This is a genomic window from Allobosea sp. RIT-PG3_2, assembly GCF_057321085.1.
Genome location: NZ_JBXWCA010000001.1, coordinates 1067699 through 1083048 on the forward strand (window position 1 = coordinate 1067699; position 15350 = coordinate 1083048).

Sequence of the window (15350 nt, forward strand, 5' to 3'; positions counted from 1 at the left end):
TCATAGGGGCGTCAGCCATTCCGGCCAGTCCCCGAATGGTCGAAGGCGGCGGCTTCCGCCATGGGCTTTGACGGAAGCCGCCAAGTTCGCTCGGTCGAAGTCGACGAGCGGCCCGGCTCTAAGCCGCTTCCCAAACCTGGTTCAGGATCTTCGCCGCCAAGGCCGCCTTGTCCTGCGGAAGGAAGCGCCCGTAATGGTTCTGGACCATCTCTGGAGTGTCCTGGATGGCGTAGCTGGCCTGCTCGTATGAGCCTGTCTGCTTGAGGATATGCGTCGCAAGCACGTCCCGAACGTTATGCGGACCATGAGGGAGCAAGCCCCGGATTGCGCCCCGCCCGGTGAAGGGGTTGAAGATGCCGTAGCGTTGGATCGTCAATCTCCAGGCTTCGTAGAAGGTGGTCTGGTCATAAGCGGGGTCGGTGCTCGTCTGCTTCACCGTCTTCACGAAGAACGTTCCTGGGTCATCCGCGCCGGAAAGAAGGGCCTTCCGATGCCGGGAGATATACGTCTCGATATGCTCGTAGAGGCGGCCGAGATTCGGCAGGACCAGCCGGAATGGCTTGCTGCCGAAATACGATGAGTTCGCATTCTTGAATGCGACGGCCGGGATGAGGACTTCCCAGCCACCATCCCTGTCGCTCCAGCGCAATTCCCCGCGCTTCGCGTCCTCGAGCTGACGTTCCGACCGGGGAAATTGCCCTCGCGGGCAGACCATGAGCTGCCGGAGGTTCTTTTGCCGCAATCCGAGGTGCAGGCCGAGGCGCAGTAACAGGAAGGCCCGCACGGCCTCCGCGGCGCCGCGCGGATAGCGGTTCGGATCGGGTGTCCGCTTCAGTATCTCCTCGGTGATCTTGCGATACTCACCGACCGGGCTGGGCGCCTCGAGAACCGGCATGATCGGCTCGAACGGATCGCGGTGGACCCGCGCCACGCGTTGGATCTCCTTCGCGCGTCCGGTCGCGTGCTTGTAGAAGGCGTCGCAAGCGCCGTCCCAATCAGATCGCGCGCACTCGATCTCGTCGGTCGAGACGAGGCCCGGAATGGGGCGGACCCGCTGAACGAGATGACGATGCTGCCGGAGCCAGCCGGTCTCCTGGCGCGTCATGGCAAGCGCGATGCGCAGCATGTCCACCTCCCAGGCGGTATAGAAGCCACGCCGCCGTTCCCGCCATTGGACGTACCAGTCCCAGATGCCCGGGAAGACGAGGAGGCCGAGCGTGAGATGTTCGAGCGGGACGCCGTAGCCACGCACGACGCCCTTCGGCGACGCCGCCAGCGCCCCGAGCATCAGGCCAAGATGCTCGATCTTCTGCGACGTCGTTTCCTCACCCCAGACGCCGTTGCGCTGGAGACCGAGGGCCGTCAGCGTCGATGTCTTGAAACGCACGAGGCCCGCCATTTCCATAGTGAGATCGGGCGGTGCGTCGACGACGCCCGACAGCAGATCCGGATCGGTCAACGGCAACTCCTGGTCCCGGGGAGTGCTGTGGCCGGGTTCATGGATGGGTTCGGGGCGGCCATATGCGACGCCGGGAAAACGGATCGCATAACGCTGCTTGGCCGCCGCGGCCTGGAACCGCCGATAGTCCGTCGCGCCGCTGATGATGACGCGCCGGACCCACTCGACGATCTTCTCCCGCTCCGCGTGCGGCAGGGAATTGAAGTTATCCGGGAGATGCCAGGCCAGGCGTCGGCGCTCGGACGGGCTGATATCTTCCAGTTCGTGCCCTCTGGCCGCCCGACCCTGGTGAGGCAACTTCGCCCGAAAGTATCCCTCCGGCAGTCGATAGCGACGTTCGATGCGTTGCAGGATCGCCATGCTGTCGGTGCTGGTGGGTGATCGCGTTCCCTGAACCCAGCTTCGGATGGTCTTGATGTCGAAGCTTTCCCCGGCATCGACGATGGCGCGATGAAGGTGCCAGTACGCTTCACCATGGCGCTGCATGTGCAGCATCAACGCCTCACGAAAGCTGGCCGGATCCTCCCAGCGATCATCAAGTGGCTGGGGGAAATCGACGACGACTTTCGGCTTTACGCCCCGCTTCCGGCTTGGTCGAAGTCGATCCACTGCCTCGCCGTGATCGTTCGGCGCGAACAGGTCGGGCTGAGAGCGTACGCGACGGACGGCGGAGGAGCGTGGTTCCGGCGGGCTCGCTTCGCTGACGGCGACAACGGCCTGGAGGGCGAAGCGCGGCCGGGCCTCTCTGGCCGCCGCAGCGTCGAACGCCCGCACGATCGCATCCAAAGCAGGGCGAACTTCCTCCTTTATCGCGGCCAGGCGCAAATGGTCGATGCCGCAATCATACGCAATGAGCCGCCAGTCGATGCCACGGCCCCGGGTCGGTGGGTATTCGCGGCGTGAGATGAGATCGACGAGATAGGCTTGCAGTCGTTCTGTGTCGGCGTGAAGGAATTGGGTCAGTCGCTTCCGGCAGAAGTCGGCGATTTTCGTGGCAAGCAAGCGGGAGTTCACGTCGGTAGGCATGTCGGCTCGAAATGTCAGCATTTGGGGAGCTGCCGGACCTAGCCGATTCGTTTCACTCAGAGTGCTGAGCGCCATTTGCGGACTCCGAGCCACCGCCCCGAAGCGGACGTGCACGGCAGTCTCGGGACGAATCGAGCGGCCCGCGCAGTTGGATGGCAGCCACCTCGGTGCTTGGCTCGCATCGGCATGGCCAGCGACTGAAACGTATCAATGCCGCAGGCGGGGATTGGCTTCGCCACCATGAGCGCGATAGCGCCGGTGCACGCGGATAGATCGGCGCGCCATCGACGAGCCGGCAGACTGATGCATGTTGATTGTCGGACAAGCCGACATTATCGTGAGCTCAATGACCTTGCTGAGCGGGATTGGGATCTCTCGATGACGGATGTCTTTGTTGTTGCGGCGCGCCGAAGCGCGATTGGCACTTTCGGTGGGTCACTGAAGGATGTTGCGCCCGGAGAGCTGGGGAGCACTTTGGTCAGGAGTGCCGTTGCCGAGAGCAGCGTGGAACCCTCCGAAATTGGCCATGTCTCCTGGGGCCAGGTCATCCAGACCGAGCCGCGTGACGCCTACATCGCGCGCGTCGCGGCGGTGAATGGTGGTGTCCCCGTCGAGACGCCAGCGATGACGGTCAATCGCCTGTGCGGCTCCGGGCTCCAGGCCGTGATCACGGCGGCGCAGGCAATTCTGCTCGGCGACGCCGAGGCCGCACTGGGCGGTGGCTCCGAGAGCATGAGCCGCGCGCCCTTCCTCTCCCCTGCCATGCGCTGGGGCGTGAAGATGGGCGATACGGTGGTCGTCGACATGCTGGACGGTGCGCTACGCGATCCTTTTGGCCGGATGCTGATGGGCGTGACAGCGGAAAACGTCGCCGCGCGCTACGGCATCGATCGGCAGACGCAGGACGCGCTGGCCGTCGAGAGCCACCGGCGGGCGTCCCGCGCAATCCGCGAAGGCCGCTTCAAGGACCAGATCACAGGTATCGAGATCAAGACGCGCTCTGGGCCGGCGGTCTTCGCCGAGGACGAGCATGTTCGCCACGAGGTGAAGAAGGCCGATCTCTCGGGGCTGCGTACGGTTTTCAAGAAAGAGGGGGGCTCGGTCACGGCCGGCAACGCTTCCGGCATCAACGATGGTGCAGCGGCGGTCGTGCTCGCCAGCGGCGATGCCGTCCGCAGGACTGGCGCGAAGCCGCTGGCGCGGCTCGTCGCCTACGGCCATGCCGGCGTGGAGCCGGAGTATATGGGCATCGGCCCGGTCCCCGCGACGCGCCAGGCGCTGGCGAAAGCGGGGCTCAAGGTCGGCGATCTCTCGGTCATCGAATCGAACGAGGCCTTTGCGGCGCAGGCCTGCGCCGTCTCCCGCGAGCTCGATTTCGATCCGGCCACCGTCAATCCGAACGGCAGCGGAATCTCTCTCGGCCACCCGGTCGGCGCGACCGGGGCGATCAACGTCGTGAAGGCGGTTCACGAACTCCGGCGCGTCGGCGGTCGCTACGCCCTGGTGACCATGTGCATCGGAGGCGGGCAAGGCATTGCGGCGATCTTCGAGCGGGTTTGACGAGGCCTTGCGGGCTTTCGCACTCCGGCACGCCAAAAAGCGCAACGCGGCATCACTCCTCTCTTGACGGAGCAGGCAGTGATGCTAACGTCCCGTTGTCGGACAAGCGGACAATGGGTTCAATAAAAACGATGCTGCCGCAGGGTGGGATGCTCACGACAGAAATGGCAAATGTCGGACTGGACAAGGTCGGCGGACATGCGCGCCTTTCGCTCCAACGGCCGGACAAGCTCAATCCGCTGGACTGGGCCACTGTGCGGGAGCTCAAGCAGGCCGTCGAGGCGATCGAGGCGATGGACGATGTCTTCATCGTCAGCATCATCGGCAGCGGTCGCAGCTTCTCGGCCGGCGGCGATCTCGACGGCTATCTCAGGCTTTATCGCCAACCTGCAGAGTTCTCCGGCTTCCTTGAGGATTTCTACGCGATGCTCGCGGGCATCGAGAACTCCAGGAAGATCTATGTTGCCCTGATCAACGGCGTCTGCGTTGCCGGCGGGCTCGAATTACTGCTCGCCTGCGATCTCGTCCTCGCGGCGGACACGGCGCGGATCGGCGACGGCCATCTCAATTTCGGGCAGTTGCCCGGCGCCGGCGGCTCGCAACGCCTGCCGCGCGCGATCGGCCTGCTGCGGGCGAAGCATCTGATGTTGACCGGACAGCTCCTGACGGCCGAGCAGGCGTTCGAGATCGGCCTCGTCAACGAGGTCGTGCCGCATGCCGAGCTCGAATCCGCTCTGGACCGGCTCGTCGGACAACTGGCGGAGAAGAGCCGGGTCGGGCTGGCTTCGGCCAAGCACCTAGCCAACAGGACCCTGACCTCCGATCTGGAGGAAGGATTGCGCTATGAAATGGACTTTGTCCTGAACTACGCGACCACCGAGCCGGATGCGACGGAGGGCCTGCTCGCCTTCAAGGAAAAACGCAAGCCGGTCTACCAGAGCTGACGGCACCGCGCCCACCTGCGCCGCAAGGCGCACCAAGACCATTAACAAGGCCCGCGCACGGCAAGCCGTGACAGAAGAGGCCGCCGAACGGGAAGGAAGCAGCCGATGGGCGATGAGCGTCGCCGTGAATCGTGCAACGAGGACGCCTATGCGATCCTGACGCGGATGCTCGCCGATGCCGAGCGGCTCTGCGCCACGCAGGATCCACTTCTGACGGGCCAGGCCGCCCAGTTGCGCGGGCGGATCGCTGCCATGGTTGTCGTCGCCGCGCAGCCCTCCATCCTGCTGGCGGAGGCCCGTTCGTGACCGGGCGGCTTCAAGGCAGGTTTGCCCTCGTCACCGGCGCCGGGTCCGGGCTCGGCAGGGCGGTGGCGCGGCGCTTCGCGGTTGAGGGCGCCAAAGTGCTCGTCACCGACATCGCCGACGCGGCCGGCGAGGCCGTCGTCGGCGAGATCGGCGCAAATGCCGCCTATTGCCACTGCGATCACACCAGCAGCGAGGATTGTGCGCGGGCCGTCGCCTTCGCACTGGAGCGGTTCGGCGCGCTCGACATCCTGCACAACAATGCCGGTGGGCCGTTCACCGGCGCCTTCGAGGCGATCGATGACGCGACGCTGGAGCGCGTGCTGAGCGTCAACCTGCTGGGCGTCCTCAAGATGACACGCGCCGCCTTGCCGGCCCTGCGCCAGAGCGCAGCCGGCAATCCCGCCGGGGCCGCGCTGCTGTTCACCTCCTCGCTACAAGGGTTGAAGGCCAAGCCCAATTTCAGCCTCTATACCGTGGCCAAGCACGGCATCGTCGGGCTGGTGCGCAGTCTCGCGCTCGAGCTCGCGCCGCAGAACATCCGCGTCAACGCGATCTGCCCAACGGTGACAGAGACGCCGATGCTCTCGGCCTTCCTGCCTGGCATGGCCGGCGACCGCGACGAGGCGATGAAGCGCTTCCGCGCCACCATCCCGCTCGCCCGGATGCCGGAGCCGGAGGATATCGCTGCTGCCGCCCTGTTCCTCGCCTCGGACGAGGCGCGCGTCATCACCGGCATCGCGATGCCGGTCGACGGCGGCCAGATGGCGATGTGAGGCCGCCATGGCGACGCATTCCGATCCATTCCGTCTCAACGGCCTCGCCGCGGTGGTGACCGGCGGCAGCGGCGGCATCGGCTCCGCCGCCGCCGAGGCGCTAGCGGCTGCTGGCGCCGATGTCGCCGTGTTGGGCCGCAACCGGGAGAAGCTCGAGCGCACGGCACAGGCGGTCGAGGCGGCGGGGCGCCGCGCGCTCATCGTAGAGGCTGACGTCACCGACGAAAGCTCGGTCGCAGCGGCGCGCGATGCCGTGCTTGCCACCTTCGGGCGCGCCGATATTCTGTTCAACAATGCCGGTGTCACCTCGCCGAAACAACTTGCCGAGACCACGCTGGCCGATTGGCAGAGCGTCGTCGACGTCAGCCTGACCGGCGCCTTTCTCTGCTCGCGCGCTTTCGCGCCGGTGATGAGCGAGCGCGGTTACGGCCGCATCCTCAACATGGGCTCGATCCTGTCGGGCCGGGGCATGGCGAACCGCACCGCCTATTGCGCCGCCAAGGCCGGGCTGGCGAATTTCGGTGCGGCGATGGCTTTCGAACTCGGCAAGCACGGCGTCACCGTCAACACCATCGGCGCGACCGTCATCGTCACCGATCTCAACCGCGAGCTGATCCGCACCCAGCCACAACTCTACGACAAGGTGCTGCAGCGCTCGGCCATCGGACGTCTCGGCGAGGTCGAGGACGTGACGGGGCTGATCGTCTTCCTCGCGTCCCGCGCCGCCTCCTACATCACCGGCCAGACCATCTATGTCGATGGCGGCTATACGGCGGGCTAGCGCATGACGATCCAGCTTCTCAACGGCATCGTCTATGGCGGCCTGCTCTATCTGCTGGCCGTCGGGCTCGTGCTGATCTTCGGCCTGCGCGAGGTGGTGAACTTCGCGCATGGAGCGCTGTTCATGCTCGGCTCCTATATCGGCTTCACGCTGGCCGCGGCCGGTCACTGGTGGCTCGGGCTGCTGGTCTCGGTGGTGGCGATGGCGGCGGTAGGCTGCCTGCTCGACGGGCTGGTCTTCCGCAGCCTGCGCAAGCACGACCATATCGTCACGGTGCTGATCACCTTCGGCCTGCTGCTAATCCTAGAGACCGTGGTCACGGTGACCTGGGGCAAGGCTTATTTGAGCTATCCTGTTCCGAAGCTACTCGACGGCACGGTCACGATCGCGGGTTCGCCTTTCCCGATCTACCGGCTCTTCATCATCGCGGTGAGCCTGCTCGTTGCGAGCGGGCTCGCGGCCTGGCTGCGTTTCACGCGGATGGGCCTCTATGTCCGCGCCGCCAGCACCAATCCGCACGTCACTTCGATCCAGGGCATCGACGTTGACCGGCTGAGCCTGGTGGTGGTCGGTCTCGGCACGGCGCTCGCAGGGCTCTCCGGCGTCGTTGCCGGGCCGCTGCTGACGCTCTCGCCGACTATGGGCAACTACATCCTGATCGATTCCTTCATCGTCGTGGTGATCGGCGGCCTCGGCAGCTTCGCAGGTGCCTTCTTCGCGGCGCTGCTGATCGGCCAGATCCATAATCTCGGCGCGATCTACCTGCCCTGGGCTGCGACCATGCTGCCCTTCCTGCTGATGATCGGCATCCTGATCTGGCGGCCGACTGGCTTCGCGGGGTCGCGGACATGAGCGCCTTCGCCCATAATGGCATCGCTGCCCCGAGGCGGGACATGCCGCGGACGGGCCGCCTGCTCGCCATCGCCGCGGTGGCGCTTGGGCTCGGCGCGGCCACGCCGTGGCTGGTCCCATACCAGCTTACGCTTTCGCTAGCGACGCAGGCGATCTTCGACGCGCTTCTCGCGACCAGCGTTGGCTTCCTCGTGCTGCAAAACGGCCGCGTCAGTTTTGGTCAGGCCGCATTCTTCGGGCTCGGCGGCTATGCCTTCGGGGTGCTGGTCGCCCGCGGGCTTATGGCCGCAGAACTTGCCTTCCTGACCGCGCTCGCCTTGCCGACGCTCGTCGCCTTCCTCCTCGGCCTCGTCTTCGCCCGCATCGCCGGCGTTGCGCATGCCATGCTGACGCTCGCGGTAGGGCAAGCCTTCTACGAAATCGCCTTCCGTTGGAGGGAATTGGCCAAGGGTGACGACGGTATGTCGTTCAACCTTCCGCCGCGCATTTTCGGGTTCGATTCCAGCTTGTTGCAGGATCCGTCGGTGATGGTCGTCGTCGCCTGGACCATTCTGGTGCTGGCCCTGCTCGGTCTGGCCCTTTTCGCCAACAGCCGGATGGGCCAGATCGCGGCCGCGGTGCGCGACAATGCCGAGCGCGCCCGCTTCATCGGCCACGACACCACAATCCCGCCCGCGATCGTCTACGCGATCTCGGCGTTACTCGCTGCCATCGCTGGCCTGCTGCAGGCGACCTATAACGGCTACATCGCCCCGCAGATGTTCCACTGGAGCCTGTCGGGCTCTGCCCTGATCATGGCCGTGGTCGGCGGCGCGCAGTTCATCCTCGGCCCCGCGATCGGCGCCGTCTGCTTCTTCATCCTCAAGGATTTCGCCGGGCGTTTCGCCGAATACTGGCCGGCGATCGTCGGAAGCGTGCTCGTTGTCGTCACGCTCGTCATGCCGCAGGGTATCGTTGGCCTGCTGAAAGCTGGCTGGCTCAGGATGCGGAGACAGCCATGAGCGAGGCGATCGCGATCCAGGGCATCGGTCTCGAACGTCGCTATGGCGGTTTCCGGGCGCTGAAGGGCGTCGACATCACGGTGCGGCGCGGCGAAATCCGGGGGCTGATCGGCCCTAACGGCGCTGGCAAGTCGACCCTGATCGACGTGCTATCCGGCCGAGTCCGCGGCCAGCCCGGCCGGGTTCTACTCGACGGAAAAGATGTCTCGCGGCTGAAACCACAGGAGCGACGCAGGCTCGGGCTCGCGCGCTCGTTCCAGCGCACCAACATCTTCCCGATGCTGAGCGTCGAGCAGCAATTGCGCATCGCGTCCTGGGCCGTCGCCGAGGCCGGCGTCGAGGAGGTGATGGAAGAGCTCAACCTCACCGCCCTGGCGCGGATGCCGGCGGCCGAGATCAGCTATGGCGACCAGCGGCGGCTTGATCTTGCGCTCGCCCTCGTGGGCCGCCCGAGCGTGCTGCTGCTCGACGAACCGGCAGCCGGGCTGACGGTCGAGGAATCGCATGGGCTCGCGACGATCCTGCGCGACCTCGCCAACCGCTGGAACGTCACGGTTCTGCTGGTCGAACACGATATGCAGGTCGTGTTCTCGATCTGCGACGGCATCACCGTGCTGCATCTCGGCGAGACGCTAGCTGAAGGCAATGTCGGGGAAATCAGGGCCGACCAACGCGTCGTCACCGCCTATCTCGGGACGGAGGCGTGATGACACTGCTTTCCTTCCATGACGTCCACGCGCTCTACGGACAGGCCCGCATCCTCAACGGCGTCAGCTTCGAGATTGGCGCGGGCGAGCGCGTCGCGCTGGTCGGGCGCAACGGCGTCGGCAAGACCACGGTGGTCAACACGCTCTGCGGCGTCACCCGGATCGAACGCGGCCACGTCGAGATTCGCGGCGAAGAGGTGCGCGATCTGCGCCGCTACACCGCGGCCAAGAACGGTATCTCGGTCGTTTTGCAGGGACGCGGTATCATCGGCAACCTGACGGTCGAGGAAAACCTCCTGCTCGGCACCGCGACGCGCCGGCGCGGCCCCTGGACGCTGGAGAGCGTCAAGGCACTCTTCCCCATCCTGGAGGAGCGCAAGGCCAGCCCCGGCCTCGCGCTCTCCGGCGGGCAGCAGCAGATGCTCGCCATCGGCCGAGCGCTGATGGCCAATCCGGACCTGCTCATCCTCGATGAGCCGAGCGAGGGGCTGGCGCCCGTCATTGTCGATGAACTCGCCGACTTGCTCGTCAGGCTCGGCGACCAGGGCATGGGCATCCTGTTGATCGAGCAAAGCGTTGGGCTGATCCGACGTGTCGCCGAACGCTTCTACGTCCTGTCGAAGGGAGCCGTCGCCGCCTCCGGTTCACTCGCCGAGATCGAGGCGGAGGACTTCCACAAGCACATCGCCATCTGATCAGCCCGCCGCAGAAGCGGGCAAACCATGCCGTAAAAGGCCAATCTCAGGGAGGAACGAAGAGATGTTCAAGGCAGTAATGATGACCGGCGTCGCGTTCGGCGCCATGCTCTCGGTCTCCGGCGCGGCGCTCGCCGCCGATCCACTAAAGATCGGCGTCGCGACCGACATGTCCGGCACCTATGCCTCGCTTGGCGAGGAGGTGATGCGTGCCAGTCGCTTCGCCATCGACGAGGCGAACGCGGCTGGCGGTGTCGACGGCCACAAGGTCGAGTTCAAGTCCTACGACACGGAGGCCAAGCCCGACGTCGCCCGCCGGCAGGTCGAGAAGCTCGTCATGGAAGGCTATCCGGTCATCACCGGCATGATCGCCTCCGGCGAAGGCCTCGCGATCGCGCCGCTGATGCAGCGCTGGGGCTCGCTCTACATCTCCGTCGTCAACAAGGCCGATGAATTGACCGGCGCGAACTGCGCGCCGCGCGTCTTCCGAGTCAACACCCAGTCGGCAATGGATGCCGCGACGGTGAAGCCATGGCTCAAGGAGCGCAAGGAGAAGAAATGGGCGGTGGTCGCGATCGACATCGCCTGGGGCCGCGGCTCGGCCGATCTGTTCTCGAAGGCTGTCAAGGAAACCGGCGGCAACATGGTCGCGGAGCTCTTCCCGCCGGCCAACACCAACGACTTCGCCCCCTATATCGAGCAGATCAAGAAGGCCGGCGCCGAAGGCGTCTGGGTCGTGCTCGCCGGGCGCGATGCCGTCAACTTCGCTCAGCAGTCAAAGCAATTCGGCCTGACGGACGCGATCACCGTCGCCGGCGTCAGCTTCACTACCGACGGCACGGTCAAGACGTTGGGCGATTCCGCCAAGGGCGTCTTCGGCATCATCAATTATTCCTCGACACTCGATACGCCGGAGAACAAGGCCTTCGTGAAGGCCTGGACCGACAAGTACAAGGTGCCGCCGACCAATTTCGAGGGTGAGGCCTATCTCGGCTACCAGGTGCTCTTCCAGGCGGTGAAGGACGCCAAGAGCGTCAAGACGGACGACATCGTCAAGGCGCTGCCGGGGAAGACCTACGACACGATCATGGGCAAGCTCGTGCTGCGCGCCGAGGACCGCCAGCTGCTGAAGCCGAACTATTTCGGCGTCGTCGAAGCGGTCAATGGCGAGCTGCGTCCGGTCGTGAAGACGACGGTTGCGGCGGCCGACGTGGCTCCTGAGGTGGTCTGCAAGGCCAAATAAGTTCTCACCTGCGAAAGCGAAGGCCGGGGCTCACGCCCCGGCCTTTTTGCATGTGAGCGGTCCACGTGGCCGTTGGGCCGGTGCCTCAGAACTCGTCCAGCCGCGTCAGCCCGGCGGTAGTGTTGAGGCTCGCTACGAAGGCGAGATTCTGGCGCGCCTTCGGCAATTCGGCCTCGTAGTGGTAGCGGCAGGCCCGCAGCTTGCCGCGGGCGAAGGCGTCCGGCTCGCCGCCTTTCGCGAGCAGCGCGCAAGCCTGGTCGAGCCAGAGCCAGCCGACGACGACATGGCCGAAACCGGTCAGAAAATTCGATGCGTTGAGCAGTGCGCCGGCCGGATCCCCGAGCGCCGACAATGCCTCGACGGTCTCGCCGACCGCATGCCAGCTTTCGTCGAGTAAACCGGCGAGATCGGCCAGTTGCGGCATCCGCCGGGCGCGCGCGATCGTGGCGTCGATCTCCTCGCCCAGCAAGGCGAGTGCCTGGCCGCGATCCCGCAGGATCTTGCGGCCGAGCAGGTCGATCGCCTGGATGCCGTGCGTGCCCTCATGGATCGGGTTGAGGCGGTTGTCGCGATAGAGTTGCTCGACGTCGAAATCGCGCGTGTAGCCGTAGCCGCCATGGATCTGGATCGCGAGATCATTGGCGGCGAGGCCGAATTCAGACGGCCAGCTTTTCGCAACGGGCGTCAGCAGGCCGAGCAGGGCCTCGGCATGGGCCTTGTTTTCCGGGTTCTCGGCTGTTTCCTCGCGGTCGATCAGCCGCGCGCAATAGAGGATCAGCGCCAGCGCTCCCTCGGCATAAGCCTTCTGGGCGAGGAGCATGCGCTTCACATCGGGGTGCTCGATGATCGGCCGTTGCTTCGCAGCAGGGTCCTTGGCGCCGAGCGGCCGGCCCTGCGGCCGTTCGCGTGCGTAGCTGAGGGACTGGCGGTAACCGCGCGCTGCCAGCGCCGCCGCGCCGAGGCCGACCGAGATACGGGCCTCGTTCATCATCTGGAACATCTGGGCGAGCCCGCTGCCGCCCTCGCCGACGCGGTAGCCGATCGCGCCGGCAGCGCCGCCGGGACGGTGGCGCGTGCCCTCGCCAAAATTGAGCAGGCAGTTGCTGGTGCCGCGATAACCCATCTTGTGGTTCAGCCCGGCGACGGCAATGTCGTTGCGGATGCCGTCCGGCAGCAGCTTCGGGACGATGAAGAGTGAGATGCCGCCGACTCCGGGCAGAAGCACACCGGATGCATCCGGGATCTTGGCCAGCACGAGATGTACGATATTCTCCGAGATGTCCTGGTCACCGCCCGATATCCACATCTTGGTGCCGGCCAGACGATAGCGCGAGCCGAGCCCGTCCTCGCCATCGGGGGCGGCGCGGGCGGTGATGTCGGCAAGCGAGGAGCCCGCCTGCGGCTCGGAGAGGCACATCGTGCCGAACCAGCGGCCCTCGATCTGAGGCAGTGCGAAGGCCTCGATCTGGGCCTCCGTGCCGAAATTGCAGATCAGCCGGGCATTCGCCTGAGTCAGCATGACATAGGCCGATGTCGCGATGTTCGCCGCCATGAAATGTGCCATCGAGGCGGTTTGGACGAGCTTTGGCAGTTGCAGCCCGCCGACCTCGCTGTCGAAATCAGCAGCGAAAAGGCCCATGTCCGCGGCCGCTTTCAGCGCCTGCCCGATCTCGGGCAGGACATGCACCGTCTCGCCATCGAGAGCTGGCTCGACGCGATCGGATTTCTTGTAGTGGGTCGCGAAATGTGAGGCGGCCAGCTTCGCGCTGAGGTCGAGCACAGCGTCGAAGGTCTCGCGCGAATGCTCAGCGAAGCGCGGCCCGCCTGTCAGTTGCTCGGCATCCAGCCAATCGTAGAGCCAGAAGGACAGGTCGCGTTCGTCGAGAAAGCTCATGCCGCCTCCGCACGCCGCTCGCGATCATGATCGGCGAAGCTCCGGCCGCTCTCGGCCAGTTCCTTCAGCAGTGGCGCCGGGCGCCAGTTCGCATCGCCGCCGGCTCCAAACGAGAGGATATCCGCGTAGATCGCCGCGAGCCCCACCGTATCGGCCCAGAACATCGGGCCGCCTCGCGCAGCCGGGAAGCCCATGCCCTGCGTATAGGCAACATCGATGTCGGAGGCGCGCTGCACCGTGCCGTCGGCCAGCGCGAAGGCGCCTTCATTGACGATGGCGTAGAGCGCCCGCTTGACGATCTCCTCTTCGGAGATGGCGCGTCGGGTGACGCCGAGCCGGTCGGATTCCTGAAGGATCATCGCTTCGATGGCCGGATCGGCCTCCTTCTGTCGGCCTGAATAGCGATACCAGCCCGCTCCGGTCTTCGAGCCGAGTCGCCCTTGCTCTACCAGAAGGTCGGCCAGGCGGGAGTAGCGCCTTGCCGGGCTCCAGTCCTTGAGCTGGCGCTGGCGGACCTGCCAGGCCACATCCTGACCGGCCATGTCGAGCATGGCACAGGGGCCCATGGCCAGGCCGAACGCATTGAGAGCGCCATCGATCTGCTCCGGCAGCGCTCCCTCCTCCAGCATCAGATCGGCCTGGCGCAGATAGGGATAGAGCAGGCGGTTGGCGAGAAAGCCGTCGCAGACGCCGACCACCACGGGCGTCTTGGCGGTCTTGCGGGCGAGCCGGATCACCGTCGCCAGCACGTCCGGCGCGGTTTCCCTGGCGCACACGATCTCGAGCAGCCGCATGACATGGGCCGGGCTGAAGAAATGCAGCCCGACGACATCGGCCGGACGCGAGGTCGCGGCGGCGATGACATCGACGTCGAGCGCCGAGGTGTTGGTGGCGAGAATCGCGCCGCGCTTTGCAACCTTGTCGAGCTCTCCGAAGATCGCGAGCTTGACCTGCATCTCCTCGAAAGCGGCCTCGATGACGAGATCGGCCTTGGACAGCGCCGCGATCTCCGTCTTCCCGGTGATCTGCTGCAACCGTCCTTGCGCGGCTTCAGCCGTGAGATCACCCTTGGCGACGGCGCGGCCATAGACGTCCCGGATACGCATGAGGCCGCGCTCCAGCCCCGCCGCATCACGCTCGATCAGCGTGACCGGCAGACCCGCATTGGCGAAGACCATGGCGATGCCGGCGCCCATCGTGCCGGCCCCGATGACGCCGACAGCCTCGACCGGGCGCGTCCGCGTACCCTTGCCGATGCCGGGCGTTCCGGCGGCGGCGCGCTCCGCGAAGAAGAGGTGGCGCAATGCGCGCGAGGTTGTCGATTCTATCAAGCCCAGGAAGAGCCGGCGCTCCGCGGCGAGCGCTTCCGGGAAGGAGCGGAGCAGGGCCTGTGCCACGGCGTCGAGCGCGGTGCGCGCAGCTTCCGCATGGGGGCTTTTGGCCGAGATGCCCGCGCGCGCGACCTCGATGGCCTCGGCGAGATCGGGCGGCAGAGCCCGGCTTGAGATGGCGGTCGGAGGGGCCGAACCGAGTTCCTCGATCAGGATCATCGCCTCTGCCACCGGGTCGTCCCCGATGCGATCAACGATCCCGGCTGCTTGTGCTTCCGCCGCGCCGAGGATGCGTCCACTGGCGATCATTCCGGCCGCGACGGCCGCTTTCGCAACGCGAGGCAAGCGTTGCGTTCCCCCACCGCCCGGCAGCAGCCCGAGCTTCACCTCGGGCAGGCCGATCCGGGCCTCCGGGCTGGCGACGCGGCCATGGCAGGCGAGAGCGAGTTCGAGTCCTCCGCCGAGCGCCGTGCCGCGAATGGCCACGACCACCGGCACCGGCGAGGCCTCGATCGCTGCGTGAAGATCATTCGGATCGGGCGCCGTCGGATCGAGCCCGTTGTCGAACTCCTGGATGTCGGCGCCGGCGGAGAAGTGCCCGCCATCGCCGAGGAGGACGACGCCGCTGACGCCGTTGATGACTGCGCGCGACAGCGCGACCGTTAGGTCACGCCGGACGGCGGCGGAGAGGCTGTTAACCGGGGGATTGGCGATGGTCAGCACCCCGACGGTGCCGTCCAGTGCGGTACGGACAAGGGATGGGAACGTCATGTCGGCG

13 protein-coding genes are annotated in these 15350 nt (G+C 66.0%); 10 read left to right on the forward strand and 3 right to left on the reverse strand.

Features of this window, described 5'->3' with window-relative positions; all coding sequences use genetic code 11:
- Positions 1-118: 118 nt before the first annotated feature.
- Positions 119-2485 (reverse strand): hypothetical protein, encoded by a 2367-nt coding sequence (locus AC2FAN_RS04905; protein WP_485172908.1) that lies wholly within the window; start codon positions 2483-2485, stop codon positions 119-121.
- A 210-nt stretch (positions 2486-2695) separates the two neighbouring features.
- On the opposite strand from AC2FAN_RS04905, the gene AC2FAN_RS04910 reads away from it, so the two are divergent.
- The 10 genes from AC2FAN_RS04910 (at position 2696) to AC2FAN_RS04955 (ending at position 11347) form a co-directional block, all read left to right on the forward strand.
- Positions 2696-4045, forward strand: coding sequence for an acetyl-CoA C-acyltransferase family protein (locus tag AC2FAN_RS04910; RefSeq protein ID WP_485172909.1), 1350 nt, complete (start codon positions 2696-2698; stop codon positions 4043-4045).
- A gap of 149 nt (positions 4046-4194) precedes the next feature.
- Positions 4195-4989 (forward strand): enoyl-CoA hydratase/isomerase family protein, encoded by a 795-nt coding sequence (locus AC2FAN_RS04915; protein ID WP_485172910.1) that lies wholly within the window; start codon positions 4195-4197, stop codon positions 4987-4989.
- A gap of 105 nt (positions 4990-5094) precedes the next feature.
- Positions 5095-5295 (forward strand): hypothetical protein, encoded by a 201-nt coding sequence (locus AC2FAN_RS04920; RefSeq protein ID WP_485172911.1) that lies wholly within the window; start codon positions 5095-5097, stop codon positions 5293-5295.
- Positions 5292-6068, forward strand: a complete 777-nt coding sequence (locus AC2FAN_RS04925; protein ID WP_485172912.1) for an SDR family NAD(P)-dependent oxidoreductase — start codon at positions 5292-5294, stop codon at positions 6066-6068. The genes AC2FAN_RS04920 and AC2FAN_RS04925 overlap by 4 nt, the downstream gene beginning before the upstream one ends.
- 7 nt (positions 6069-6075) lie before the next feature.
- A complete protein-coding gene (locus tag AC2FAN_RS04930) occupies positions 6076-6849 on the forward strand; it encodes an SDR family NAD(P)-dependent oxidoreductase (RefSeq protein ID WP_485172913.1) in 774 nt (257 codons plus the stop codon).
- A 3-nt stretch (positions 6850-6852) separates the two neighbouring features.
- Positions 6853-7701: a branched-chain amino acid ABC transporter permease gene (locus AC2FAN_RS04935; RefSeq protein WP_485172914.1), complete on the forward strand. Its 849-nt coding sequence runs from the start codon at positions 6853-6855 to the stop codon at positions 7699-7701.
- 41 nt (positions 7702-7742) lie between these two features.
- A complete protein-coding gene (locus AC2FAN_RS04940; protein ID WP_485172915.1) occupies positions 7743-8702 on the forward strand; it encodes a branched-chain amino acid ABC transporter permease in 960 nt (319 codons plus the stop codon).
- Positions 8699-9409, forward strand: a complete 711-nt coding sequence (locus AC2FAN_RS04945; protein ID WP_485172916.1) for an ABC transporter ATP-binding protein — start codon at positions 8699-8701, stop codon at positions 9407-9409. The genes AC2FAN_RS04940 and AC2FAN_RS04945 overlap by 4 nt, the downstream gene beginning before the upstream one ends.
- Complete coding sequence (locus tag AC2FAN_RS04950; RefSeq protein ID WP_485172917.1) at positions 9409-10104, forward strand: ABC transporter ATP-binding protein; 696 nt, start codon at positions 9409-9411, stop codon at positions 10102-10104. The genes AC2FAN_RS04945 and AC2FAN_RS04950 overlap by 1 nt, the downstream gene beginning before the upstream one ends.
- A gap of 64 nt (positions 10105-10168) precedes the next feature.
- Positions 10169-11347: an ABC transporter substrate-binding protein gene (locus tag AC2FAN_RS04955; protein ID WP_485172918.1), complete on the forward strand. Its 1179-nt coding sequence runs from the start codon at positions 10169-10171 to the stop codon at positions 11345-11347.
- 85 nt (positions 11348-11432) lie between these two features.
- On the opposite strand, the gene AC2FAN_RS04960 is transcribed toward AC2FAN_RS04955, so the two are convergent.
- Both AC2FAN_RS04960 and AC2FAN_RS04965 read right to left on the reverse strand, forming a co-directional pair.
- Entirely contained in the window at positions 11433-13241 is a 1809-nt protein-coding gene (locus AC2FAN_RS04960) for an acyl-CoA dehydrogenase (RefSeq protein ID WP_485172919.1), read from the reverse strand.
- The gene (locus AC2FAN_RS04965) at positions 13238-15343 is read right to left on the reverse strand and encodes a 3-hydroxyacyl-CoA dehydrogenase NAD-binding domain-containing protein (protein ID WP_485172920.1); all 2106 of its coding nucleotides are present in this window, start codon (positions 15341-15343) and stop codon (positions 13238-13240) included. Before AC2FAN_RS04965 ends, AC2FAN_RS04960 begins: the two co-directional genes overlap by 4 nt.
- Positions 15344-15350: the final 7 nt, after the last annotated feature.

Coding starts and splice junctions, on each gene's coding strand:
- AC2FAN_RS04905 (WP_485172908.1), bottom strand. CDS start 2,485: ATGCCTACCGACGTGAACTCCCGCTTGCTTGCCACGAAAATCGCCGAC.
- AC2FAN_RS04910 (WP_485172909.1), top strand. CDS start 2,696: ATGCCGCAGGCGGGGATTGGCTTCGCCACCATGAGCGCGATAGCGCCG.
- AC2FAN_RS04915 (WP_485172910.1), top strand. CDS start 4,195: ATGCTCACGACAGAAATGGCAAATGTCGGACTGGACAAGGTCGGCGGA.
- AC2FAN_RS04920 (WP_485172911.1), top strand. CDS start 5,095: ATGGGCGATGAGCGTCGCCGTGAATCGTGCAACGAGGACGCCTATGCG.
- AC2FAN_RS04930 (WP_485172913.1), top strand. CDS start 6,076: ATGGCGACGCATTCCGATCCATTCCGTCTCAACGGCCTCGCCGCGGTG.
- AC2FAN_RS04935 (WP_485172914.1), top strand. CDS start 6,853: ATGACGATCCAGCTTCTCAACGGCATCGTCTATGGCGGCCTGCTCTAT.
- AC2FAN_RS04940 (WP_485172915.1), top strand. CDS start 7,743: ATGCCGCGGACGGGCCGCCTGCTCGCCATCGCCGCGGTGGCGCTTGGG.
- AC2FAN_RS04945 (WP_485172916.1), top strand. CDS start 8,699: ATGAGCGAGGCGATCGCGATCCAGGGCATCGGTCTCGAACGTCGCTAT.
- AC2FAN_RS04950 (WP_485172917.1), top strand. CDS start 9,409: ATGACACTGCTTTCCTTCCATGACGTCCACGCGCTCTACGGACAGGCC.
- AC2FAN_RS04955 (WP_485172918.1), top strand. CDS start 10,169: ATGTTCAAGGCAGTAATGATGACCGGCGTCGCGTTCGGCGCCATGCTC.
- AC2FAN_RS04960 (WP_485172919.1), bottom strand. CDS start 13,241: ATGAGCTTTCTCGACGAACGCGACCTGTCCTTCTGGCTCTACGATTGG.
- AC2FAN_RS04965 (WP_485172920.1), bottom strand. CDS start 15,343: ATGACGTTCCCATCCCTTGTCCGTACCGCACTGGACGGCACCGTCGGG.